Source organism: Psychrosphaera ytuae, from assembly GCF_017638545.1.
Lineage (GTDB): Bacteria > Pseudomonadota > Gammaproteobacteria > Enterobacterales > Alteromonadaceae > Psychrosphaera > Psychrosphaera ytuae.
This window is the reverse complement of the sequence record NZ_CP072110.1, coordinates 2,603,615-2,628,811: the sequence shown is the minus strand read 5'-3', so window position 1 is coordinate 2,628,811 and position 25,197 is coordinate 2,603,615. Positions and strand designations below refer to the sequence as shown.

Sequence of the window (25,197 nt, the reverse complement as noted above, 5' to 3'; positions counted from 1 at the left end):
TAGTGAATAGTTGGTTACTCTTCAACCAACTGTTCGGCACGCCAAAACGCACCTTTTTGACCCAGTAAATCTGTTAAAAACGGCATCACCGATTTAAAGTCTTCCAGCAAAGTATACGGAGGATTAATAACTATCATACCGCTACCTGTCATGCCTTTCTCTTCTGTGTCGGCTTTTACGTTAAGTTCTAATACTTGGACGTTACGAATACCAGACCGTTTAAGTTGTGTTTCGATTTCGTCAATGCGTGTACGTTCAACTACCGGATACCAGATCATGTACACACCCGAATTAAACCGTTTGTGCATTTCTGACACATAATCAACCACACGTTGGTAGTCTTCTTTTAGCTCATAAGGTGGGTCTATGATGGCCACGCCACGTTTACTCGGCGGCGGAAATAAACCGACAGACTCTTTAAAACCATCACCTTTAATCACTTTTCGGTAGCGATTAGTCCGAACAAAATTTCGCAGCAACTCAAAGTCAGCAGGATGTAATTCATGAAAAAACGCTTTGCCTTCAAGTGGTACCTGATCCAGTGCAAACCACGGCGAACCAGGATAAACCGATAGGTCTACTGCGTCTGACTCCGCATTAAATCGCCTTACCGCATCCACATAGTCACGCACAGGCTCGGGCAGCTCTGTCGACGGTAGTGCCCAAAGCGGCCCTATTCCGGTCTCAAATTCTTTGTTTTTTTGACTAAAGTCATTATCTAACGAATAAGCACCCGCCCCGGCATGAGTATCGATGATAGAAAATGGTTTAGATTTTTTGGCCATATATTTAAGCACGTACAAATAAACAGCGTGTTTTAATACGTCGGCGTGATTACCAGCGTGAAAGCCATGACGATAACTCAGCATGAAAAGCCTTATTAATGAAGATGATTTGAACAATAAACTGTGATTTTAACAGCTTTTACCTGATGTGCGATTCCTAAACCGACCGAAATCCACTAAAATTACGCTTTTCGCCACACCAATTTGAAATGAGAGAAATATGGCTTGGGTACAAATTCGCTTTGCAGTTGCTAAAGAACACGTAGATGAAATCAGTGATTTTCTAATGGAAGTCGGTTCGCAATCCGTCACTTTTACCGCTGGTGACGACCAACAAGCGATATTTGAGCTTTTTCCGGGCGATGTAAAATATTGGGATCATTGCACTTGTGTCGCTTTGTTTGATGCCGCTGAAGATCTTAACTTTGTTGTGTCTCAAATGGCTGCCCATCCGCTTATTGGTGAAGGTTTTGCTCACAAAGTAGAGCAAGTAGAAGACAAAGACTGGGAACGCGAGTGGATGGATAACTTTCACCCAATTAAATTTGGTGAGCGATTGTGGATTTGTCCAAGCTGGCGAGAAATTCCAGACCCAGAGGCGTGCAATGTCATCTTAGATCCTGGTCTAGCATTTGGCACAGGCACACACGCTACGACAGCTTTGTGTTTAGAATGGCTTGAGGGCATGGACTTAAGTGATAAAACTGTGTTGGACTTTGGTTGTGGAAGTGGCATTTTAGCCATTGCAGCACTTAAGTTAGGAGCTAAGAGAGCCATTGGTATTGATATTGATCCTAAGGCAATTACTGCGAGTTTAGAAAACGCAGAACGCAATGGTGTAGCGGATCAAATTGAGCTGTATTTACCAGAAGATGCTCCGCAGTTTGATACCGATGTTATCGTCGCCAACATCTTAGCGGGTCCTCTCAAAGAGCTTAAAGAGATCATCTGTGGTTACGGCCACGAGGGCACACTATTGGCGTTGTCGGGTATCTTAGCTGAGCAAGCTGAAGATGTAAGTGACGCTTATCAACCACTTGCTGATTTAGCGCCACCTCAACAACAAGATGAGTGGGTTCGTATTAACGGCGCGATAAGAGCGCAAGGTTAATCAAACCCTATTTAAATTACTTTAGTACTGTGCCGTTACATTTAATGTAACGGCATTTGCGTTTTTGACATACACTTGAGAACCGTCAAATCGCTCAACTTCATTACTTCTGTAACCTGCTGCCACCGCCCAGTTGTCATTTATAAACAACTTGCCGCCAATTGAGGTACTGGTTAAGTCACTGTCTGTATCCTGAGCAACTTGGGCATGCAACGATGTACGTTGATTGAAATAATAGGTGCCATCGAGTGCAACAAAAGGCTTAAAATCTTTGTGGTCGCTAATCGACACCCCGACTGATAAATACTGCTCGTCTCCCAAGTGACTAAAGTACTTGGTCGATGCAAATACTTGGTCAAAATCGCTCTCGGCTTCCACCATTACGCCAATATAATCATTGCCATTGAGGTCATGTTCGTATTTTAGCGTTAAGTACGTTGTGCTTTCAGAGTCAGAGCCACCAGGGAAAAATACGTCATCAATTCGATAGCCATCGTAGCTATATTCCGAGCGAGAGTGTTCTAAGCCGATCAATAGATTCGGTTGAAAGAAATAACCAATCGAAACCATCGTATTCGAGCCATCAGAAAAGTCGGCCTCGCTGTTTGTATAAGACCCGGCTACTCGCCATTGATCAAAAAACACTTCTCCGCCAACATTAAAACTGGTGCCGTGCTCAAAATCATCAAATCCAGCACTTACATTGTTAACTGTATTAATAAATGCGAACTCGTTTAGCGGCCCAAGTGTTTTTTTCTTGTCAAAATAATAAACCGTTTGCAAGCTGGTTGACTTTCCGCCACCTAGTTCTTCGTCCAAATCGGTGTGGCTAAGATGAGTAATTGATTGATATTCGTTGGCCGTTGCTGATACAGAGGCAAGCATTAAAAATAGCATTGATAAACGCATATAAACTTCCTTTTTACTAAAACAAAGACGTGATGTCACAGGGAGAAAAACATCTCTAATCTCGTTATATGATCTCCGATGAAATAGTTATAACAAGCAAAGTCCATTGATTCTGTTAATAAATGTAACCTTTTGTTTTTATGGTTCTAAAATTAAATTTTGATTATTAACGCGCACAAAAAAAGCCAGCAATGCTGGCTTTTCAAAATGGTGTTATGTCAAGTAACGTTTATAGCTTGTATACCACTTTGGCATAACCAAATCGGCCTTGACCACTGTGCGTTGAATTAACAAAGCCCATGAAGTCATGGTGGCTGAATGGTGGCTCTTCGTTAAACAAGTTAGTAACACCCAAAGTAAGTGTCATGTTCTCATCTACTAAGTAGCTGTAAGTGACATCTACCGTCGTCATCGCATCCACCGTCTTATCAGCAAAACCTGCGTCGGCACTACCTGCAAACTCACCAATATAGTTAACCGCTAAGCTTGCGCTCATGTTTTCAACTGCCCATGACGAGTTAAATGTCCAACGTATCTCTGGCTGCTCAAAGTCACCTTCAACAGCATTAACACGCTGACCACCATTAGCTCCTGGACGAAGATCTTCAAACTCAAGTACGTAGTTCAACACATAGTTAAAGTTAAACGCACCCATGTCAGTGTCTAACGCATATTGAATATCAATATCCAAACCAGACGTATTTAAGTCACCGATATTTTGGAACGAGTCAAAAATCGTCACAACTTCACCTGGGTCAGCAGGATCTGCTGTTGGAATACGCTCGACAACCGCAGGATCTGCACCAAAGTTTGTGAATACAAACTGCGTATCCGAATCGATGATGTTCTCTATCGCGTAGTTGTAGTAATCCACAGAGAAGCTTAGGTTATTGTCAAATTCGTAGATAACACCTACGTTGTAGCTTTCTGACTCTTCTGGACCTAGGTCAGGGTTACCTTCAAATACGGCCGTGTACTCTTGCGGCTCACACGCTTTGTTTACATTTCCTACTGCATTACAGCGTACGGTATCAACTAAGTTTGGTGACTCATCGGTACGACCCAAACCTAACTGGTGTAAAGACGGTGCTCTAAATGCCGTACCCCAAGAACCACGGACTGTCATATCTTCTGAAGGCGCCCACAAAAACGCAACTTTTGGATCGGTTGTTGTACCAAAGTCACTGTAGTCTTCATAACGAATAGCAAATTGCATCTCTAGATTTTCTAGGATTGGCGCACCTAACTCCGCAAAGATAGCGTTGTTATCGCGTTCGCCATTGGCTTGTGTTGCCTCAGTACCAAAGATCTCACCGCGAATGTATTGGTCATCTGGGTTATCGCTGATTGATTCAGTACGGTGCTCAAAACCTACACCTAACATCAACTCACCGTGCTCTAGATTCATGATAGAACCAGAAATCGAACCATCAAATGAACGGTTAGTCGACTTACCTATACGGTTTGTTGTCGTTTCGATATACGCTAATGATTCTGCAGAGTTTGCAGATGGTTCAAACGGATTCCACAAACCAGAGTCAATGGCCTCTTGAACGCGACGCATATTAGGGAAGCCATCTACGCCTTGCTCTGTCGTTTCATTTTTGATGTAGCTGTACGCTAATTCCCAATCCCAGTTATTGGTAAAGCCTTTAACACCAATTACTGAGCGGTAATAGTCGGTATCTGCTTCTTTTAAACGATTACCGATATCTACCATACGACGACGCATCGTTAGGTCTTGTTGGTAGTATGGATGAGTTGGATCATTCGCAAATGGATGGTTGACGTTGTCGCCGTCCATAAACAATTCGTTAAAACTTGGGCTGCCCGCACCTTTAATGGTTGAACGCGCATTCTGACCGTTTAACTCGGTAAACGCAGTAACTGAGTCATTAATTTCATAGCTACCCATGTAGTTAAAGCTAAAGCGCTCTGTCGATGGAACCATTGTCATGTGAGGGGCATAGTCATAGCGACACAAGTCACCCACAATTTGGTCTGCTGGACAAACATCATTGCCAAACGTATCTGGCATGCGGTCAGTTGGATCTGAACGCAATGCGATTGTACCAGGGAAACCTGAAGAACTTCTAAAATCAACCGCGTCTGCGCGACCCGTTAAACCTGCTTGGTTAGCACTGCGAGAATAGTCACGGTCGGCATATAAAATTTCACCGCGCTTGTAGTAATCAACGATAAACGTGTGATTTACACCGTCGCCACCGCTACCCCACAACATACTGAAGTTTTGTTCATCGCCGCCACCATCGCTCGTGCCGCCAACTTTTGCAGAAAGCTCAACGCCTTCAAAGTCGTCTTTCAATACGATATTAATAACACCGGCAATCGCATCTGAGCCGTACGTAGCTGATGCACCGTCTTTTAGAATATCAACGCGTTTAATCGCTGATAAAGGAATATTGTTGATATCAACAAAGGCTGTGTCTATGCCTTTAGCAAATGGTGACACTGATACACGACGGCCATTTACTAAGATAAGCGTAGAGTCGGCACCTAGACCGCGAATCGATACACTTGAACCACCATTGGCTGTGTCATCTGAGCTGTTGCCTTGAGTAGAAAACGTGCCCTGACCCGAAATCGGTAGTTTTGTGAATAAGCCGATAAGATCAGTAACACCTGTTTTTGCAATGTCTTCTGATGAAATGGAGGTTAATGGAGATGGGCCTTCTAGGTCTTGGCGCTTGATATGAGAACCCGTCACTTGAATACGTTCCACTGATTCACCAACTTTTGCTTCTTCAGCAAAAGCCAGAGTCCCAGTGCTCGCCAAACCTAACATGATTGCGCTCGCTAAGCGTGCGCGTCTAAAGCTAACTTTCTTTTCCATGATATATCCTTGTTAGAAGTTAAAATCCGTCTACTAAGTACTACTTACGTTTTTAAAACGAACTCATAGACTTACAAGTCAATAAATCAAAATACAGAAAGGATATCAAGGTATTAGTGAGTTAAATTGGAAAAAATTAGCCTAAAGTCGTATGCGATTAGATTAATTTATGCATACCTATTCATAACTATACACAACTAAACTGTACCCCAACAAAAATAACTCTCTCAGAGAAAATTAGTCACTTTTTAACCACTTATTCTCAGACTTTTATTCAATTCTAATTTGTCAATACTCAAGACCGAAAAAAACACAAAATTTGTTTAAAAAACAACCTTTGATTTTGTCTCAAAAAACAGTAAACTTGCCGCCCTTTTTTGGGACAGCCTTTATTCATAGTCTTTTTAGGTAGGTATTCATAAAATGCAGATTGGTCCTTACACCCTAGACAACAATTTGATTGTTGCACCTATGGCTGGAGTGACAGATCGACCATTTCGACAATTATGTCGACGTATGGGTGCCGGCTTAGCGGTTTCGGAAATGTTGTCTTCAAACCCTAAAGTTTGGAAGACCGACAAATCATTAAACCGAATGGACCACATGGGTGAAACTGGCATACGTTCAGTTCAAATCGCCGGTGCGGATCCAGACTTAATGGCAGAGGCGGCTGTGTTCAACGTTAAAAACGGTGCACAGATCATCGACATCAATATGGGATGTCCGGCCAAAAAAGTGAATAAGAAAATGGCGGGTTCCGCGTTAATGCAGTATCCAGAATTGGTCGAGAAGATCGTCAAAGCTGTGGTGAGTGCGGTTGACGTGCCAGTGACGTTAAAAACCCGAACTGGCTGGAACCCGGAAAATCGAAATGGTGTGGAAATCGCGAAAATTGCCGAACGGAATGGAATTCAAAGTTTAGCGATACACGGTCGAACCCGAGCTTGCATGTACAAAGGCGAGGCGGAATACCACACTATTAAAGAGATTAAGGAAGCGGTAAGCATTCCTGTGGTTGCCAATGGTGATATCAGAACACCTCAGCAAGCAAAGGAAGTCTTAGCGTTTACCAATGCCGACGGTCTTATGATCGGACGGGCTGCGCAGGGTCGACCTTGGATTTTTCGTGAAGTCGACCATTTTTTACGTACCGGTCACATTCTGGCGCCACCAGAGAAGGAAGAGGTTCGTAGCATATTGTTGGAGCATGTCGCGAATTTGCACCAACTATATGGCGATGTGATGGGGCCCCGGATTGCGAGAAAGCATGTCGGGTGGTACCTAGAGGATCATGACACGGATAGGTCATTTCGGAAGCAGTTTAACGGAATTGAGTCGGGCGATGTTCAACTCGAAACCTTAAATGCCTATTTCGACCAAATTTAATCGATAACAAGTTGCTGGTCACAACACAGCAATTTTAGTCTTAACAATTTTAGAGAGAAGAAGTAAACAATGTTTGATCAAAACGTACAAACTCCGTTCATTACAAATGCGCACATTCAAACAGCTGACAAGCCTCAGCCGTTACGCAACGAAGTTAAAAAAGCAGTTCGTAACTACTTACAAACGTTAAATGGTCAAGATTCTACTGATGTATATGAGTTGGTTTTGTCTGAATTAGAAAAGCCACTTCTAGAAGAGATTATGACTTACACTCGTGGCAACCAAACAAGAGCTGCGAACATGTTAGGCATTAACCGTGGCACACTTCGCAAGAAGTTAAAGAAATACGGTATGAACTAATTCGGCTGCGGCCGAGCCCCGCAAAAAGCACCTTCACAGGTGCTTTTTTGTTTCTGAACTAAAATTCTTACAACACTTAAAAATAAAGGTTATATATTCAATGGATACATTACGACCTGTTCGCCGCGCTCTTATCAGCGTGTCAGACAAAACTGGTATAGTAGAATTCGCGCGCACGTTGGCATCTCACGGAGTTGAGATTTTATCAACGGGTGGAACATTCAAACTACTTACTGAAAACGGCGTAAACGCAATTGAAGTTTCTGATCACACGGGTCACCCTGAAATCATGGACGGCCGTGTAAAAACCCTTCACCCTAAAATTCACGGCGGTATTTTAGCGCGTCGTGGTCAAGACGAAGCTGTGATGGCAGACAACAATATCTCTGCTATCGATATGGTCGTTGTTAACCTTTATCCGTTTGCTAACACGGTAGCAAACCCAGACTGTACTCGTGAAGATGCTGTTGAAAACATCGACATCGGTGGTCCAACTATGGTTCGCGCAGCAGCCAAAAATCACAAAGATGTGACCATTGTGGTAAATGCAAGTGACTATGCGCGTATCACTGAAGAATTAAACGCTAACTCTGGCGCAACAACATTCGAAACGCGTTTTGATTTAGCTATTGCAGCTTTTGAGCACACAGCACAATACGACGGCATGATTGCTAACTACTTCGGCACTATGGTTCCTGACTACTCAGAAAACAAAGACGAAGTCGAGCAGTCGAAATTCCCTCGTACAGTAAACATGCAATTTAGCAAAAAGCTAGAAATGCGTTACGGCGAAAACTCTCACCAAGCAGCTGCCTTCTACACAGAAAATGGCACTCAAGGTGAAATGGAAGCATCAATTTCGACCGCCAAGCAGCTACAAGGTAAAGCCCTTTCTTACAACAACATCGCTGATACAGACGCAGCGCTTGAATGTGTTAAAGAATTCGATCAACCGGCATGTGTTATTGTTAAACATGCCAACCCGTGTGGTGTTGCAGTTGATGAATCAATTCTTGCTGCTTACGACCGCGCCTTTAAAACAGACCCAACGTCTGCATTCGGTGGCATCATCGCCTTTAACCGTGAATTAGACGCTGACACGGCAGAAGCAATTGTTTCACGTCAGTTTGTTGAAGTTATCATTGCTCCAGCAATCAGCTCAGAAGCCGCTCAAATCGTTGCCGCTAAAAAGAACGTTCGTTTATTGGAGTGTGGTTATTGGTCAACTAAAACAACCGCGCCTGATATCAAGCGTGTGAACGGTGGTTTGTTAGTTCAAGACCGTGACCAAGGCATGATCACTCTAGATGACTTGAAAGTGGTTTCTAAAGTTCAACCTACGGAAGAACAACTTAAAGACTTATTGTTCTGCTGGAAAGTCGCTAAATTCGTTAAATCAAACGCAATTGTTTACGCCAAAGACGGTATGACTATCGGTGTAGGCGCTGGCCAAATGAGCCGTGTTTACTCTGCTAAAATTGCGGGTATTAAAGCTGCAGATGAAGGCTTAGAAGTACCAGGGTCAGTTATGGCTTCGGATGCATTCTTCCCATTCCGTGATGGTATTGATGCAGCCGCAGAAGCAGGTATCAAAGCAATCATTCAACCGGGTGGTTCAATGCGCGATGAGGAAGTTATCGCCGCAGCGGACGAACACGGAATTGCGATGGTATTTACTGGCATGCGTCACTTCCGCCACTAATATCTAATTAGCTAAAGTATTAAATACCAAAAGGGCCAATGTGAATGCATTGGCCCTTTTTTATTGCTGATTTCGCTTGCGCTTATAACGCAAATTTCATCATTCGAGTTTGATCGGTAAACTCTATATCAACCAAGGTATATTTGCCTTTGGCCTTTTTATTGAGTTTAAACGGCAGTACAAACTCACCGCCATATTTAAACTCATCAGCCACCTCTAAAGTAGCGATGCGCTTAACTTTGCCTTTACCCACTTGGGCTAGGGTTGCTTTAATCGCATAACGCCCTGGCATCTCAGTACTAACTGGTATCGTCACAGTTACTTGATTGCCATTCACTTCGTATGACTCAGACGTCATCTGAATGGTTTCCATCGTATTGGCAAATGGCACCTTAACGGAGCGTTTGATGATTTGGCCGTTCATTTCCATCGAAACTAACGCTTCAACTTCATAAAAACCATTAATTGCACCAAGCTGACGCAATGGTTGGTCAAACACGACTTGGTCACCTTCAAGCTCGACATTGACGAATTCTGAATCAGGGCCGTGAAGCTTGAGCTTAACCTGTTTTTTGTCTGGTTTGACCCCATTCATATCTAACTTAAAGTTAAGTGCTCGGCTGCGGTTACTTTTGTCAAAGTCACTTTCAGTAGTTAGAGAATATCTACTGCCTTTTTCAATAACATGAATAAGATATTTCTCGTTGTCGCTCAATCCCTGTTCCGTCATTAAAATTGGGTTGCTGCTCACTGACTCACTTCGCAACGCCACGCTGTCATCGTCAAACCCAGCCTGTCGCATTTGCTGTTGGCTTGCGTTCATTTTTGTCGGCATGGCTTTTCGCGTTTGTTTGTCCAATAATTTGAGTTGCTTCATATCAAGGCCTCTTGGCTTGATGACCTGGCCTTGCTGATATTGAGCTTTAGGCGCAACGCGAATTAAATGTTCAGCTTGAGTGATCGACAAAGCGACCCCCTCTTTTAACTCTTTACCCGATACCGTTTGCCAATATTCTTGGCTCGACTTTTTGAGTTTATCTGCTTTTTTAGGTTTTTCAGCTTGTGGATTTTTCCACTGAAACACTGTTGGCTCGGCCAAAACTTTTGGGCTTGCAACAGCAACCGTAACTGCGACCGCTATGACTGATAATAATAACGTTTTCATAACTGGCTCCTAAATACGGCTGCTAATGATGGAAGGTAAATTAAAGCAATCACGGCGACTTTGCTGATGACTTAGCGGCTCTCTACCACGAGTTCGACTCTTATCGACAAACCATGTCGAACCGGCAAGTGACTGTGATGAGCAATTTAAAAAGCCGTCTGAGCAGGAATCCAACCAATTTTGAGTCACTTCAAGTGCAACTTGGTTTTGATAACCACCGCAATAAGAATCGCCATCCCAAATCGCCGAATCAACATCGCTACCTACAATGTTTTCGAATACCGTAGGTAAAGAGGGTCGACCAGGAGTACCGTATAACCAGCTTTGGTTGTATGACGCCATCCAAGAAACTTGTTGCATTTTTACTGCATCACTCGCATAGCCCAACAACCAGCCCAATGTCTGCTCAAAGCCATTACCAGCGACAACCGCATCAGCCAATGGTGTACCACCACTAGAAGGCGCAACTGCAATAACACGAGAGGTTTTGTTGATGATATTAGGATATCTAGAATCCCAAGTTGGGTTAGACAAAATCCAACGCATCACATTACCGCCGTTAGAGTGGGTAATCACTTTCAAACTTGTGATATTTTTGGCGTTGATAAAAGAAGTTAACTGCTCTGCAAGACATCCCGAAGCTCGAGAGTCCCACATATACTGCTCAAAATCGCAGTTTATCACCGTAAAGTTGCTTGAGTTGGGTAACCCCGCGGTGACCTTTGTTATGAATGACCCAGTCCAATAATCATCATAAGCGTTAGTTTGTTTTCCTGTGCCATGGACAAATGCGACTCCTTCATTCGCAAATGCATGGCAGCACAGCAGGCAAGCTGCAATGAGCCCTGTTTTTAGTATCTTCATTTTTTGTTTCCTGTTTGATATTTGGATTTATATTTTATTTTTATATTGAGATCGGAGGTGCGACCTCAGAACATAAGATAGAAAAACTAACAGAAAAAGCAACATCTTAAGGTTTATGTTTGCCAAACAGGTAAAGTTAAGGGGAAATATTTTCCAACAGAATGAAAAAAAGGTTCAGGTCGCCCCAAACCTCTTAAAAATTTTTTATAGTAATTACAAGGTTATAAAGTTAGCCTACCACTGCCAATCAGTCCAATGATCATGCCCAAAAATCCTGTTAACAATCCACCAAACAAGCCAATCAATCCCCAGCGGTTGTTAACGGTCGAAAGTTCCTTGCTCTGCTGAATTGCCGCTATCGTTATCTGTTGGGCTCGTCTGATTAATATACTCAAACCAACGGCAAACAGAGAGTACGTGAGTATCGGCCAGATAAATCCGTCACTAAGCTCAAAAGAAAGTGCAAAGCAGACACCGAAGATCAACAACCAACCAATTTGTAGATTCCGAACTTTTCTGAGTAGTTGTTTGTCTGACTCATATTGAAGGCGTTTTTCGACCACTTTGTGGGAAAAAAACACCGCCAAAACTCCCACAAAAGATGCCAACATGGCGCCACTAAATAGCACGGACAATTTACCAAACCACCCTGTGGATTGACCTACTGATACCGCAGCCATCGCTTTAGGAGATGACGTTGCCGCGGCTAAAGTGATAGATGCGAAAGAAACTGCCGGTACAGTAGATAGAATAACTTGACCGTATCGTTTCAGTAGACTCTCTTTTAATTTGCCTCTTGCTCTAGAAAGCTTTTTTCTGACCGATACTTCAGAAATCCCCAACAAATTAGCAACATGTTGACTCGATTCCTGCTCGCGATAGTAAAGAAGAACAACTTCGCGCGATTCTGATGGCAAGTCATCTATTAATTTTTGAACAATAACATGGCACTGTTCAGCGTTAAGCGCGTGCTCCAAACTTGCTTGTTCATTACAAAATTCCATAAATATTTGGTCCGCTTCTTCGCTTGATGTGCGTTGCGACACTTTATTGTCTCGTAAATAGTTTAGAGACAAATGACGCGAAGTCTGGCGTACCCAAGGCAAGAAGCTATCAGGATTTTTCAAAGCCGCGAGGTTTTGCCAACAATTGATAAAAACACGTTGCGCCACTTCTTCACTGGCATCGACATCTTTGACAATAGAAAGCGCGATAGATGTCACCGTGTTTTTACAGCTATCAATCAATCGCTCAAAAGCTTTAGAGTCACCTGCAGTAGCAGCTTGTACATCCTGAGTCATTGTATTCATGGTGTTTTCTCCCTATCGCGCCGCTTGTTCTGTTAATAAAAGTGTAACTGAAATCGCGTTTTTTAATACTCGTATTCTGTTCATTTTGTTATGCCTTAAATGTTTTCTTGTCATCGCCCTGCGCGATAGACTTTGGATAAGCCATGGTGAATAAATTCAAGCTTCTATTACTAGTCACCGTGAGTGAGAAAAACGTGACATATATTTTCTGTTTTATTGATCTGGGTCGGATTATCAGGTTTTCGTCCCTTGTATATGTACTAATGACATATATACTTGGGCAGTAACTCCAAGAAAGCTCTATACTTTTCGTGGGTCTTTGGCTAAATATTCGAGGTCTATATGCAATACAATACGTCTGAGTTGTGTGACACGTTTGCGGAGCAAGTAGATGTACTTGATCCTATTTTTGAGCATTACGGTGGCACCACCTCTTTTGGTGGACAAGTTCAAACCGTCAAGTGCTTTGAAGACAATGCACTTATAGCGACTATTTTAGAGCAAGATGGTCGAGGTCGAGTTTTAGTCATCGATGGTGGCGGCTCAACTCGCCGTGGCTTGATCGATGCCGAAATGGCCGAACTAGCGACCGAGAATAACTGGGAAGGTATTGTTTGTTATGGCAGCGTACGTGAAGTCGATGCATTAGAAGAATATAGTATTGGTATTCTAGCCCTTAACTCGACACCGGTGAACGCCGAGGATCAAGGCATTGGCGAAGAAGATGTGGCAGTTAATTTTGCAGGCGTGACTTTTTTGCCCGATGATCATCTTTATGCCGACAGCACAGGCACTATTTTATCTGCAGACCCTCTCGATATCGAATAACCAAATATGAACGTGCAACCTTTGTTTTTTAACTACACCGAAACCTCGGATGTAGCGTCGTATCAAAACCGCCGAGCAAACGAGCGGCATGTAGCGGACGATATTGTCTTACCTGATTCATCACTCACGCTTGATGAAAACTTAAAAAAGGCAAAACAACAAGGGGTTAAATTTGTCATAGTTGGTATCCCCGAAGATATCGGGCCTAGAGCCAATTGTGGTAAAGGCGGTGCCAAACACGCTTGGCAACAGTTTTTACCCGTATTCCTGAATCAACAAAGTAACCAGTTTTTTGATTGGTCTCAGGTCATGTTAATTGGTAGCGTTGACGTTGAAGAGCTTGAAAAGCAAAGCAATGTCGCAGATATCTCAGATCATAAACTAACCAGTTTGCGCGATCTCGTCGCCCAGCTCGATCAAAGGGTCGTTGATGTACTTAGCCCTATTTTTCAACATGATTTACAAGTCATTGTGATCGGTGGCGGGCACAACAATGCCTACCCCATCATCAAGTCTGCTTATAGTGCTTTAGGCCAAAAGGTAGGTTGTGTGAATTTAGATCCACATGCCGATTTTAGGGCAATGGAAGGACGCCATTCTGGCAACCCTTTCCGATATGCTCACCACCACGGCTTTATGTCAAAGTATTGCGTTATGGGATTGCACGAACAAAAGAACAACCAAGAATCCATTGAAAGCTTGATGGCGGCGCAATTCCCGTTTTATTCATATCAGCAATTGTTTGTCCGTCGGTCTATATCTTATGACGATGCGCTTGAAGAAGCCCTAGGCTACATCGAAACCGAACAGGTCACAGGTATCGAGGTTGACGTAGACAGCATCAAGCACATTCCGGCAAGTGCTTATTCTCTGACGGGTTTTTCTAGTGAACAAGCGATGCGGTTTGTCTCTACGTTTGCCAACAGCGAACAATGTCGTTATTTGCACTTATGTGAGGCCGCACCTGATGACAACGAGCCCCCAGGTCATAAGGCGCTAGAGTCGGGACAGTTGTTGACCCAACTCATTTATAGCTATGTTACGAGTCGAACCGGTTAAGGTTGCGTTTCCACTGCTCCAGCCAAACCGAAAAGCCTTCCAACTCAAACGGCTTGCTGTATAAAAAGCCTTGGCCGACATCGCAGCCCAAGTCTAACAATTGGGTTTCTGTTGTTTCTGCCTCTATGCCTTGTGCAATCACTGGCAACTGCAGGGTTTTCGCCATACCAATAATAGCATTGATATAGGTATTTATTTGTTCACCAGGTTTGCCTGACGATAAATGACGACAGTCTACTTTGAGGTAGTAAGGAGTAAAGTTATTAAAGGTGCCAATCGCTGTGCGATCTTTACCAAAATCATCAATGGCAACTTTAACACCTGCTTGTTGGAACAACCGTGCAACCTTTAAGGCTTTGTGTTGGTTGATCGCAAAAGCAGACTCTTTTACTTCTATTACTAACTTTTCTGGCTCAACCATATATTTTTCGAGCAAACCCAACACAGTCTCAACAAGCTGAGACTGAAACAACTCGCGATTGGACACGTTTACCGAAAGCGTCTGAGGTAAGCCTTTTTCTTTAAAGTCAGATAAGGTTTTTATTGCCATCTCTATAGCCCATAAGTTGAGCTGATAAATAATTCCAGACTGCTCCGCTAAACGAATAAATTCATCAGCACTGACAATCCCTTTGTCTTCCCTATTCCAACGGACCAAAACTTCACCACCGACGACCTGCTTCGAATTTAATGCTACCTGAGGTTGTACATATAAAATAAAGCGTTGTTGTTTCAAATCTTCTTTCAATTGGCTAATGATGGTGCGATTCACAACGATGTCGCTTTGTTGTTTTTGGTCGAAATAAACAGAGCTATCCGTGTTTTGAGCTAAGTTCATTGCGATATACGCATTTTCTATTAGGTGTTCAACCGATTGAGCTTGGCTGGGGTAAGAGGCGATACCAAATTGAATACCGACATCGACCGCTGTTGAATCAACTACAATAGGCTCTTTAATTGTGGTTTTTAACAAACCAATAAAACTTTCTGTCGCAAAGTTGTTTTTGTCAGCTCGAATTGCCGTTGCAAAATCAACTCCACCTACCGTAGCAAATGGCGCCAAATCAAAGCCATCAGATAAATTAAGGACACTCTGATTTTTGGCCAAGCTGGCTTTTAAGCGAGTGATTAGTTGAATTTTTACAAGGTCAGCGTTGTTGTGGCCTATTAAGGCATTGAGCTCATTAAAGCGAGTAAACTTAAAGACCACGATATTGATTTTTTCATTTGGATGAACAAACAGCCACTTTTCAATACGCTCAGAAAACGCGAGTTTGTTAGGTAAACCCGTGGCTAGATCAAGGCCAACCGCAACACGTTTAGCGTCTAATTCGTGTTTGGTTTCTTCATGAACATGGCTCAGCGCTCTAAAATCGAAAATACAGCTAAATATCACTCCAACACTAACTAAAATGATAGGCGTCACCAATATTAACGACGACTTAAGCAAGAATTGATTGGCAATGAGGATGCTCAGTACCGTCAATTGCAGTGTCCATTGAACTGGATAATCTAAGGGCTTAACTAGCATTTCGCGCCAAACAAATGGCGCTGCAAATAATGCAGTAACTGCCGAAGACAAAAGTAAGACGTTTTTAATCTCGTGATTTACATTGGCAAATAGCACTGCATAACAAAACGCATTACCCAAAATAAGAGAAATAATAACCAACCAATTTTCTTGTTTTTTGAGTAATAACGTCAGTGCACCTACCACGACCAAAAGCGTTGATAGTATGCCTGCTGCTAAATAAAACTCACTTATGTCAAACATTTATAATTTTCCTGTGACGGTACAACTTAACTCGACCTGCTAATGTTACTGTTTGTCATGACTCTGCTTTCTCGGTAACTTTCTTAAGATATTCGATTTCTTTTTCCAAAAACATCATTAACTGCGCTTCAGGCAATGGCCTACTGACTAAGTAACCTTGCAGTAAAAAGCACCCCATAACGTGCAAAATGTAGGCCTGAGTTTCATTTTCGACCCCTTCTGCAACTACTTCTATGGATAAAGCATTGGCTAACTGTATGATAACTGATGTTATATTTCGGTCTTGAGTAGAAAGCTCAATTTCTTTAGTAAAGCTTCGATCAATCTTTACCTTATCGATATTAAACTGACGTAAATGTAACAGCGAGCTGTAGCCCGTACCAAAGTCATCCAGCGCTATTGAAAAACCCATGTTTTTAAGGCTATCAATATTTTTTGAGACTAAGTCTGCTCCCTTCATCATGGCGGTCTCGGTCAACTCAAGCTCAATAAAATTACAATCGCCATTTACCTTATTAACTAATTGTGAAACTTGTTCAACAAAATCAGCCTGTTGAAAGTTTATAGAGGAGATATTAACCGCTATTCGTCCTTTTAGCACGCCTTGTTGCCGCCACTCCTCTGCTTTGATTAACGCTTGTTCTAAGACGTAAAAGTCTAATTGCCGAATTAGGCCGTTTTGTTCTGCTATGGGTATAAATTGATCAGGTGGTACCAAACCACGTACAGGACTTTGCCAACGAACTAAGGCCTCAAAGCCGGAAATACTGTGATGCTGCGTATGATAAACAGGTTGATAAAACACAACTAACTCACGGTTACTTATCGCTGCGACGAGTTCACTTTCTATATTGAGCTGGTCAGATGTAATATCATCCATCAAATGATCAAAGATAAGCGCACTATTGCGGCCAGAAATTTTAACTCGGTTTAGTGCCGTATCAGCACATCGCATTAACTGATCCGCTTTAGTACCGTGGTTTGGAAATATGGATACGCCAATGCTTGTGGTCATATTCACTTCTGCGTCATCAAGTACAAATACACTTTCAAACTCCTGTTGAATATCTGCTACGACTCGCTTGATATAAAAAATGGGGTTATTTCCACACAGGTGACCTGGAATTAGTAGTGCAAATTCATCACCACCGAGTCGCGCCAACGTCAAACTAGGATCTAGTACTGCGGTTAATCGGTCTGCGACTTGTTTGATTAGCTTATCTCCTTGCAACAAGCCAATACTCGTGTTGACCTTTTTAAAGTGATCTAAGTCAATAAAAGCAATGGCAAAATGAGGCAAATTAGATTGGACCGTCGAGATTGAGTGTTTGATGTATTCGACAAACAAAGTACGGTTCGGCAACGTAGTTAGCTGGTCTCGTGTTGCAAGCTGGTGCATAGCTTGCTCATTTTGCTTGCGGTCAGTGACATCTGTGATCATGCCGACATATTTTATGTCAATTTTCTTCGATAACTTACTTTCAGTACTCACCCGAGTTACCGACATATCAAATGAAACACGCTGGCCATCTTCTCGATAACTCCAAATTTCGCCATGCCAAAACCCAGACTTTACGACTTCTTGCCATATGAGATTTTCGACTTCGTAATTTCGCCCTGAGTCTTTCATGATTTTGAAACACTTGTTTAAGGCGTCTTCTGACTTGATCCCGGTTATCTCCGTAAAGGCATTGTTTACTTGCTCGATTTCTCGGTCTTTGTTGGCTATCCATATGCCTTCTTTGGTGTTTTCCATCAATGAATCGATAAAGGTTTGACGGCGGTTATTGTGAAATGTCAGAGACATAGTGATCCACTTGCCATAAGCCATTATGGCCAATAAGCCAGCCAAAAAAATTGCCACAATCAGGATGAGTGTATTTTGATCAAACCCATAAACCTCAGGTTGTAGAATTAAGTCAGTAGCGTGAGCTTTAGAAAAACAAAAAGTAAGAAATAGGCTTATTAAGAGGATAAAACGATAAACAAATTGCAGGCAGTAACGCACCTTGGCGACCAAGTTCGGTCGCCAAAAAGGCAATGATTCGATGTACCTGTAGCAAATCGACAGCAAGTCTGAAGCGTCCCATCATTGATAAAATCAACTTTAAGAATAGAAGTTTAGCTCCAAACTGCCAACATTCTCATTGGCACTTTTGTGGGTGGAAATGTGAGTACTATTTTGAACCAGCAAAGTCCAACTGACGCCAAGATTCAAATACAAATACTGCCACGGCATTTGACAAGTTCATGCTACGGCTATCGGGCTGCATTGGAATACGCAACCAGTTTTGTTGACCAATTAGGGCTAATACGTCATCGGGTAACCCTCGAGTTTCTGGGCCAAACACGAGTGAATCCCCCGGTTGGTAAGATACCTGATGATGGTAATCTTTTCCTTTGGTGGTACAGGCAAACATTCTGCTGTCCGGATGAGCGTCCACATACGCTTGAAAATTTGGATACCTTTTCACCGCAGCAAACTCGTGATAATCCAACCCCGCACGGCGAACCTTTTTTTCTTCGATGTCAAAGCCCAAGGGTTCAATCAGGTGTAATTGATACCCACTGTTTGCACATAGTCGAACAATATTGCCAGTGTTTGGTGGAATTTCTGGCTGAAATAAAACAACGTTAATCATAAAAGTAACTCTATTTATTCTTTGCTATTACGCTAGTTTAACCCAAAGCCCTGTTGGGGTTTAGTCTTAGTTACGCATTTTGTAGACTGGACATCGTACCTGTACTTATGTCACATTGATTAGATAAAAATAACAATAAGTAGTCGTTATGAGCCAATTTATTCTAGAGTTTAACCATGCCCTTTCGCCGCAACAATGCCAGCAATTAATAGATAAGTTTGAGCAAGATCCTAACAAACACCCCGGCAGAACTGGGAATGGCGTGGATACCACAAAAAAGAACAGCTTGGATCTAACGATTGATAGCCATCCTCAGTGGCAACAAGAACACAACCTACTAGCGCAAACGACTTTGAGGGCCTTAGTACAATACGCCAAAATGCATCCAATGATGTTAACTGGCGCCGTATCGACCTCAATCCAAAATCCTCAAACGGGACAAATTACTACCTTGAGTCACAACGACATTGCGAAAATGAGTGACGAACAAATCCAACAGCTAGTCACCCGCTTGTATGAGCTCGATATTTTAAATATTCAAAAGTATCAACAAAGTGCCGGCGGATATCCTCACTGGCACTCTGAGCACTTCCCACACCCAACTGACACAACTCAGCGTTCGTTGAGGCGCAGTCTACTCGTCTTGTTTTACCTCAATGACATTGAAGACGGAGGAGAAACGGAGTTTTTTTACCAACAGGCTAAAGTAAAACCCAAAGCCGGCAGTGTGGTATTGGCACCTTGTGATTTCACTCACACTCACAGAGGTCTAGCGCCCCGTTCTTCTGACAAATACGTTATTGCCTCGTGGGTTATGTGGCGAGAAGCAAAAAATCTCTACTAATCCGACCAGAAAAGAAATATGAACCAATTGTTAAACTTTTGTTAAAAAGAGGTTCCATTTGGGATCAAATTATGTACAGTGTTAGCTCATCGTTAAAAACCTGCAGTTAGACGGGTCGATGGATAATTATTATAAAAAACATATTTGGAGTCTCATATGAACCACAAGAAGTTCACTGGTTCGCTAGTCGCACTAGCTCTCTCTGCCTCTTTTGCAGCACAAGCTGACGATGACCGTTTCATCATTCAGGTCGACAATTCAAAAAAAGGTGTAGTTAAAGCACTTGCTAAAAAACTTGGCGGGAACATTAAAGTAGACGCAAATGGATTTTTTGCGGCTGAGTTTACAGGAAAAAACTTAGCTGAAGTTAAGGGACTACTTAACAACCCTCACATTAAATTAATCGAAAACGATTTACGTCGTGTTCCACTAGCTGTCTACAACGACGACGCTGGTAACCCGATGACCCAACAAATCAACCCGTATGCAATTTATCAGTCAGAAGCAAACTTGGTGACGTTTAACCCAAATGCTGGCATGAAAGTATGTGTTATTGACTCTGGTTTAGACCGTTCGAATCAAGATTTTAACTGGGGTGGCATTACAGGTGATAATGACCCTGGTACAGGTAATTGGGATCAACACGGTGGTCCACATGGCACACACGTAGCAGGTACGATTGGTGCAGCTGATAACAACGTTGGTGTTGTAGGTATGGCACCGGGTGTCGACATGCACATCATCAAAGTATTCAATGAAAGCGGCTGGGGTTACTCTTCTGACCTTGCTTATGCAGCGGATAAATGTGCTCAAGCAGGTGCAAATATCATCAACATGAGTCTTGGTGGCGGCGGTTCAAACAGCACAGAATCAAATGCATTCCAAACATTCACTGACAACGGTGGTCTAGTATTAGCAGCGGCTGGTAATGATGGTAACAGCGTTCGTTCATATCCAGCTGGTTACCCGTCAGTTATGATGATCGGTGCTAATGACGCTGATAATAATATTGCGTCATTTTCACAGTTCCCAAGCTGTACAACTGGCCGTGGTAAAAGCGTTACAACAGACGAAACAATCTGTGTTGAAGCAACAGCAGGTGGTGTAGGTACGTTATCAACGTATCCAGCGGGTATGACGTCTCTAGCAAGCCTGACTGTTGATGGTAGTGGTTTTGCAACATCAGCAATGGAAAATACAGGTAATGCAACTAGCTCACTTTATTACATGGGCACTGCTGAATCAGCTGATTCTGGCGCTAATGGTTCAATTTGTTTAATCGACCGTGGTGTGATCAGCTTCCATGACAAGGTTCTTAACTGTGAAAACTCTGGTGGCATAGGCGCTATCATCGTTAACAATGAACCTGGTATGTTATACGGCACATTAGGTGACACAAATGCAACAACAATTCCTGCAGTCGGTGCCGCGCAAGAAGATCGTGCAGCCCTGTTAGCAGCGACGAGTGCAAGTATTAACATCGGTCCAAGTGATTACGGCTATATGGACGGTACATCAATGGCGACACCAGGTGTTGCTGGTATTGCAGCACTAGTATGGTCAAATCACAGTGCGTGTACTGGTACAGAGATCCGTAACGCATTAAAAGCAACTGCAGAAGATCAAGGTGCTCCAGGTCATGATGTTTACTTCGGTCACGGTATCGTAAAAGCGAAAGCAGCGAGTGACTACTTAACTGCGAATGGTTGTTCTGGTGACACAGGTGGTGGCACAGGCGGCGGTACTGGTGGTACTGGCTTTGACTTAAGTGCAAACGGTTACAAGTCAAAAGGTACTAAATACGTAGACCTTAGCTGGGCCGGTGCAACTACGGCGTCAGTTGATATCTATCGCAATGGTTCTATCGTAGCGACTACACAAAACGACGGTCAGTACACTGATACAATCGGTGGTAAAGGTGGCGGTAGCTACACTTACCAAGTTTGTGAAGCTGGTACGTCAACGTGTTCTGTTGAATCAAACGTATTGTTTTAATTAAAGTTGTGTCGATGAAAAACAAAGGGCGCTGAGTTACAGCGCCCTTTTTATTGCATATCAAAACTTGATTCAGCATCTGATAATTTAAATAGCTTGCTCATCCAAGAAAAAAGCCAAAACCTCACTTAACCCTTTATTTCGAATCTCGTCACTTTCAATAAAAATCTCATGTTTGGCGCCCTTTATTACAACAGGTTTACCACTGTGACAGCTTTTCCCAACCTCGGTTAGGCGCGTGCAAAACTTATCTTGAGCTGAGTTATCAATTACGATGTCTTTTTCTGCTTGCAACACAAGCAAAGGAATCGACACTTTTTCAAGCTCGCTAAATGCGCGATCCAAACCATTGATAGACGAAGTGATCCAACCATAAGTAATACCACCTAGTTGTAGCTTCGGCTCTTGTTCGTAGGTCTCTCTAAAATACTCATAACGCGCTTTGCTGTGGGTTAAGGTATTGATCAAAAATGGAACCTTTTTGTAATCACTGTGACCTAAAAAATAAGGGCTCTCTGGCTCAACTTGCTTCACCAACCAAGCAGCAGATTTCACCATAGGTTTAAGGATCATCGCCGGCACTGGACCTGTCGGCAATCCCCACATAGGTGAAGAAAACGCAGCTTTAGCAAATGGGTGAGAGTAAGATTGTAAGTAACGCAAACCGATTGCGCCGCCCATTGAATGACACAATAAGTGCATTTCTCCGACCTTTTTAGGCTCAACAATTTCAGTCACAAATTGATTAAAATCACGGGTGTAGTCCGAAAACTTATTCACGTGACCTTTGTGACTATTTACCAACAAACGCGAGGAAAGACCCTGGCCTTGATGATCCAAGATAAAAACCCGATAACCTAATTTTGCGAAGTCATAGGCCATTTCTTTATATTTTAAATACCCCTCCACTCGCCCAGGTGAAATGACTAGCGTATTTCGCGCACCCTCAAGACTCACTTCGACAAAGTGCAACACTAACCCTTGTTTGTTAACAAATTGACCGGGCTTAGCATGCGTTTCCCAAAATGGCTCTAACTCTGTTTTCACAAAAGCGCCAAAATCGGCTTCGCGTTGCTGTTTTAACATCATTACCTGATATCCCTCTGTTACTGCGAGTGATGATTCGATTCGTTGAGCCGTACTATAAACCTCTGCGCCATAACTTTCAGCACAAAATAAACCACTCAATAGCATTGAGACCAATCTAACTGACCAATATTTCATTGTATGTTGTCTACCTTTTTTGCAACTGTCGCCTTCTTCCCCTACACTGCGCTCTCCACCAGACTAGTCGAAATGCACAAAAAGAGAAACCAAGATGACAATATGGGTCGACGCTGACGCTACGCCCGTTGCCGTAAAAGAAATCTTATTTAGGGCAGCAGAGCGAACCAAAACCATGACTATTTTTGTCGCCAATCAATTTGTGAATGTGCCACCTTCACCGTTTATCAAACGCATGCAAGTCAGCGCCGGGTTTGATGTGGCCGATGATTACATTGCCAAAGAGTGCCAACCAAACGACTTAGTTGTAACCGCAGATATTCCTCTTGCCTCTGAAGTCATCGACAAAAAAGCCATAGCTCTCAATCCAAGAGGCGAGCTTTACACACCAGAAAATATCAAACAACGCCTTAATATTCGTGACTTTATGGATACAATGCGAGCTAGTGGTGTGCAATCAGGCGGGCAAGCAAAATACGGTGACAAAGAAAAACAAGCCTTTGCCAACGCACTTGATCGATACCTAGCTAAACACAAAACGTAATAAATTATCGGTTTGATATTCAAATCCGAGTTTGTGACAAATTTTTAGGCCTGATACGCGTTTACCTATTGTTGTATTCCTTGCCATTGTAGGAGCAACCTCCGGTACAACCAAAGGCTCATTAATTCGCTCATCGTTAAGCTGCTGTCTGGCATAACGATAAAAGCTCTGTTTACTTGGGTGATGCGGTGCTACAACATTGTAGATATCGCCATTATTCTCGCGAGCTCCCTGCTCTAATAATAATTTTATCGCCGCCACAACATCCTTTTGAGTCACCATATTTACTGGCTCGAGAGCATTATCCGCAGTGAGTTTGACCTTAAAGCGGCCTGGATGACGAGTAGCTCCAATTAAACCAGCTAATCTTATTACCTGTTTATTTTTCACCCGGCTAGTCAATACCTCTTGCTCTGCGTCATACAAGGCTCTGGCCTTTTCAGTTGATAAATCAAGGGCGGTGTTTTCATCAACTTCAGCCCCTTCAGGGTAAATCCCAATGGAGCTGGTAAAAATGATCTGTTTTACACCACTAGAATAGCCCTTCTCGACTAAACTTTTTATTTTGGTTGAGTAAGAATCACCCAATCCTTTTTTAAATCCTGGTGGAATACAAATCACCAAGGAATCCACGTTAAATAGGACCTCATCAGCGTTAAGCTCACCATCAGACACGTTACAAAAAGCCTGATTGATGGAAGAGTTTGTTAGTTTTTGACGACTTGTACGAAAAGAAAGGCAAACTTGATATTTTTGTTTATCTGAGCTGTTTTCAACTAAGGCTTCGGCAAGGGCGGTTCCGATAAAACCGCCGCCTATGATACCGACACGTTGCATGACTTGTTCTCTATGGTTGTTAAAACGGATTGTTATTAGTCGTTATTCTGCTTTATCAGACTTAGGGATCACACAATATTGGCCAACAAATTTTGCGACTTTCTTTTGGCCGTCTAATACTTCTACCTGAACACTAATCATCGCCTTTTTATTGTCTTTTAATGGCTCAAAATCACCTTTAATATCCTCAAAATGCGCTATCGATCTCGGCAGTTCGGTTACCGGCTTGTGGTAATGAATGTCCGCATCAGCCAACACAATGTCACCGTCTACTTCATTTTCCTTCATCATCAAATGAACGAGACCCCAACCGGTTAATGTCGCCAACGAATAGATAGAGCCAGCAAACATAGTGCCGTGTAAATTCATATTGGGATTTAAGGCTGCTCGGGTCTCAAAGGTTTTGCCCGTGTATTGATATACTCGAATGCCCATAAGCTGAGTGATAGGAATTTGCTGGTGCCAGATATTTTGCAGATCAACACACCACTGAGGGTGGCGAATAATCACCTCGACTTTATCCAAAGGTTTGCACATTTGTACATGAGGAATCGAACCAAAAATCTCCGGTGCGTCTCCGGTAACCGAGTAGCCTAGGTTTTCATAAAAGTTGGTGGCGGTTTTTCGAGCATTTAGGATAACTCGCTCAACCCCTTCTTGTCGCGCAATGGCTTCGAGGGATTCCAACATCATGGTCGCCAAACCTTTACGTCTGTGGTTATCAATCACAGCCATGTAACGAATTTGCGCCTCTTCTGAATTGACAAGGTGTAAACGAGCCACTCCCACAACTTCACCGTTATCGTCTTTGACCATGCGGTGCCATGCGTGTTGCTCGTATTCGTCTTTTTCAGAACCACGAGGTTGCTGTAATGGTGCGCGAAGGATTTGCCATCGAACTTCGTAATAGTCTTCCCAGTCGGACTCTGTTTGTGGCGCCACAACTTGGTACATACTCTTCCCCTTTATCCTAAATAGTTGACTCAACGAATCATTCTTTTGTT

At 42.8% G+C, this 25,197-nt stretch carries 21 protein-coding genes; 9 read left to right on the top strand and 12 right to left on the bottom strand.

Going from position 1 to position 25,197, the window contains the following annotated elements:
* Positions 1 to 14: 14 nt before the first annotated feature.
* Entirely contained in the window at positions 15 to 869 is an 855-nt protein-coding gene (locus J1N51_RS11685) for a 23S rRNA (adenine(2030)-N(6))-methyltransferase RlmJ (RefSeq protein WP_208831444.1), read from the bottom strand.
* Positions 870 to 1,005: 136 nt separating this feature from the next.
* On the opposite strand from J1N51_RS11685, the gene prmA reads away from it, so the two are divergent.
* Positions 1,006 to 1,896 (top strand): 50S ribosomal protein L11 methyltransferase, encoded by an 891-nt coding sequence (prmA, locus tag J1N51_RS11680; protein WP_208831443.1) that lies wholly within the window; start codon positions 1,006 to 1,008, stop codon positions 1,894 to 1,896.
* 21 nt (positions 1,897 to 1,917) lie between these two features.
* Here the strand turns inward: prmA and J1N51_RS11675 are convergent, their stop codons facing one another.
* A complete protein-coding gene (locus tag J1N51_RS11675) occupies positions 1,918 to 2,805 on the bottom strand; it encodes a putative porin (protein WP_208831442.1) in 888 nt (295 codons plus the stop codon).
* Between the two features lie 229 nt (positions 2,806 to 3,034).
* The gene (locus tag J1N51_RS11670) at positions 3,035 to 5,659 is read right to left on the bottom strand and encodes a TonB-dependent receptor plug domain-containing protein (protein WP_408635848.1); all 2,625 of its coding nucleotides are present in this window, start codon (positions 5,657 to 5,659) and stop codon (positions 3,035 to 3,037) included.
* Positions 5,660 to 6,082: 423 nt separating this feature from the next.
* Here J1N51_RS11670 and dusB point away from each other — a divergent pair, with 423 nt between their 5' ends.
* The 3 genes from dusB to purH all read left to right on the top strand — a co-directional run bounded on the left by dusB (position 6,083) and on the right by purH (position 9,107).
* Positions 6,083 to 7,045 (top strand): tRNA dihydrouridine synthase DusB, encoded by a 963-nt coding sequence (dusB, locus tag J1N51_RS11665; RefSeq protein WP_208831441.1) that lies wholly within the window; start codon positions 6,083 to 6,085, stop codon positions 7,043 to 7,045.
* 69 nt (positions 7,046 to 7,114) lie between these two features.
* Positions 7,115 to 7,405, top strand: a complete 291-nt coding sequence (gene fis, locus J1N51_RS11660) for a DNA-binding transcriptional regulator Fis (RefSeq protein WP_208831440.1) — start codon at positions 7,115 to 7,117, stop codon at positions 7,403 to 7,405.
* A 100-nt stretch (positions 7,406 to 7,505) separates the two neighbouring features.
* Entirely contained in the window at positions 7,506 to 9,107 is a 1,602-nt protein-coding gene (gene purH / locus J1N51_RS11655; RefSeq protein ID WP_208831439.1) for a bifunctional phosphoribosylaminoimidazolecarboxamide formyltransferase/IMP cyclohydrolase, read from the top strand.
* An 82-nt stretch (positions 9,108 to 9,189) separates the two neighbouring features.
* Here purH and J1N51_RS11650 read toward each other — a convergent pair whose 3' ends face one another.
* The 3 genes from J1N51_RS11650 to J1N51_RS11640 form a co-directional block, all read right to left on the bottom strand.
* A complete protein-coding gene (locus J1N51_RS11650) occupies positions 9,190 to 10,272 on the bottom strand; it encodes a DUF4785 domain-containing protein (RefSeq protein ID WP_208831438.1) in 1,083 nt (360 codons plus the stop codon).
* A gap of 9 nt (positions 10,273 to 10,281) precedes the next feature.
* Positions 10,282 to 11,136 carry a hypothetical protein gene (locus tag J1N51_RS11645; RefSeq protein WP_208831437.1) on the bottom strand — a complete coding sequence of 285 codons (855 nt, stop codon included), beginning with the start codon at positions 11,134 to 11,136 and terminating at the stop codon, positions 10,282 to 10,284.
* A gap of 221 nt (positions 11,137 to 11,357) precedes the next feature.
* Positions 11,358 to 12,446 carry an RNA polymerase sigma factor gene (locus tag J1N51_RS11640; protein WP_208831436.1) on the bottom strand — a complete coding sequence of 363 codons (1,089 nt, stop codon included), beginning with the start codon at positions 12,444 to 12,446 and terminating at the stop codon, positions 11,358 to 11,360.
* A 342-nt stretch (positions 12,447 to 12,788) separates the two neighbouring features.
* On the opposite strand from J1N51_RS11640, the gene rraA reads away from it, so the two are divergent.
* Positions 12,789 to 13,274: a ribonuclease E activity regulator RraA gene (gene rraA, locus J1N51_RS11635; protein WP_208831435.1), complete on the top strand. Its 486-nt coding sequence runs from the start codon at positions 12,789 to 12,791 to the stop codon at positions 13,272 to 13,274.
* Positions 13,275 to 13,280: 6 nt separating this feature from the next.
* Positions 13,281 to 14,333: a formimidoylglutamase gene (locus tag J1N51_RS11630; protein ID WP_208831434.1), complete on the top strand. Its 1,053-nt coding sequence runs from the start codon at positions 13,281 to 13,283 to the stop codon at positions 14,331 to 14,333.
* Here J1N51_RS11630 and J1N51_RS11625 read toward each other — a convergent pair.
* The 3 genes from J1N51_RS11625 to trmL form a co-directional block, all read right to left on the bottom strand.
* A complete protein-coding gene (locus J1N51_RS11625) occupies positions 14,314 to 16,107 on the bottom strand; it encodes a GGDEF domain-containing phosphodiesterase (protein ID WP_208831433.1) in 1,794 nt (597 codons plus the stop codon). The genes J1N51_RS11630 and J1N51_RS11625 overlap by 20 nt on opposite strands.
* 55 nt (positions 16,108 to 16,162) lie before the next feature.
* Complete coding sequence (locus tag J1N51_RS11620; protein WP_208831432.1) at positions 16,163 to 17,959, bottom strand: EAL domain-containing protein; 1,797 nt, start codon at positions 17,957 to 17,959, stop codon at positions 16,163 to 16,165.
* Positions 17,960 to 18,284: 325 nt separating this feature from the next.
* A complete protein-coding gene (trmL, locus tag J1N51_RS11615; RefSeq protein WP_208831431.1) occupies positions 18,285 to 18,749 on the bottom strand; it encodes a tRNA (uridine(34)/cytosine(34)/5-carboxymethylaminomethyluridine(34)-2'-O)-methyltransferase TrmL in 465 nt (154 codons plus the stop codon).
* 148 nt (positions 18,750 to 18,897) lie between these two features.
* Here trmL and J1N51_RS11610 point away from each other — a divergent pair, with 148 nt between their 5' ends.
* Positions 18,898 to 19,593 (top strand): 2OG-Fe(II) oxygenase, encoded by a 696-nt coding sequence (locus J1N51_RS11610; RefSeq protein WP_208831430.1) that lies wholly within the window; start codon positions 18,898 to 18,900, stop codon positions 19,591 to 19,593.
* A 156-nt stretch (positions 19,594 to 19,749) separates the two neighbouring features.
* Positions 19,750 to 21,588 carry a S8 family serine peptidase gene (locus J1N51_RS11605; RefSeq protein WP_208831429.1) on the top strand — a complete coding sequence of 613 codons (1,839 nt, stop codon included), beginning with the start codon at positions 19,750 to 19,752 and terminating at the stop codon, positions 21,586 to 21,588.
* An 87-nt stretch (positions 21,589 to 21,675) separates the two neighbouring features.
* On the opposite strand, the gene J1N51_RS11600 is transcribed toward J1N51_RS11605, so the two are convergent.
* A complete protein-coding gene (locus tag J1N51_RS11600) occupies positions 21,676 to 22,812 on the bottom strand; it encodes an alpha/beta fold hydrolase (protein WP_208831428.1) in 1,137 nt (378 codons plus the stop codon).
* 94 nt (positions 22,813 to 22,906) lie between these two features.
* Here J1N51_RS11600 and J1N51_RS11595 point away from each other — a divergent pair, with 94 nt between their 5' ends.
* Positions 22,907 to 23,356 carry a YaiI/YqxD family protein gene (locus tag J1N51_RS11595; RefSeq protein ID WP_208831427.1) on the top strand — a complete coding sequence of 150 codons (450 nt, stop codon included), beginning with the start codon at positions 22,907 to 22,909 and terminating at the stop codon, positions 23,354 to 23,356.
* On the opposite strand, the gene J1N51_RS11590 is transcribed toward J1N51_RS11595, so the two are convergent.
* Positions 23,336 to 24,193: an NAD(P)-binding domain-containing protein gene (locus J1N51_RS11590; protein WP_208831426.1), complete on the bottom strand. Its 858-nt coding sequence runs from the start codon at positions 24,191 to 24,193 to the stop codon at positions 23,336 to 23,338. The two genes, J1N51_RS11595 and J1N51_RS11590, sit on opposite strands and share 21 nt — an antisense overlap.
* A 42-nt stretch (positions 24,194 to 24,235) precedes the next feature.
* Positions 24,236 to 25,147: a bifunctional GNAT family N-acetyltransferase/hotdog fold thioesterase gene (locus tag J1N51_RS11585; protein WP_208831425.1), complete on the bottom strand. Its 912-nt coding sequence runs from the start codon at positions 25,145 to 25,147 to the stop codon at positions 24,236 to 24,238.
* Between the last annotated feature and the right edge of the window lie 50 nt (positions 25,148 to 25,197).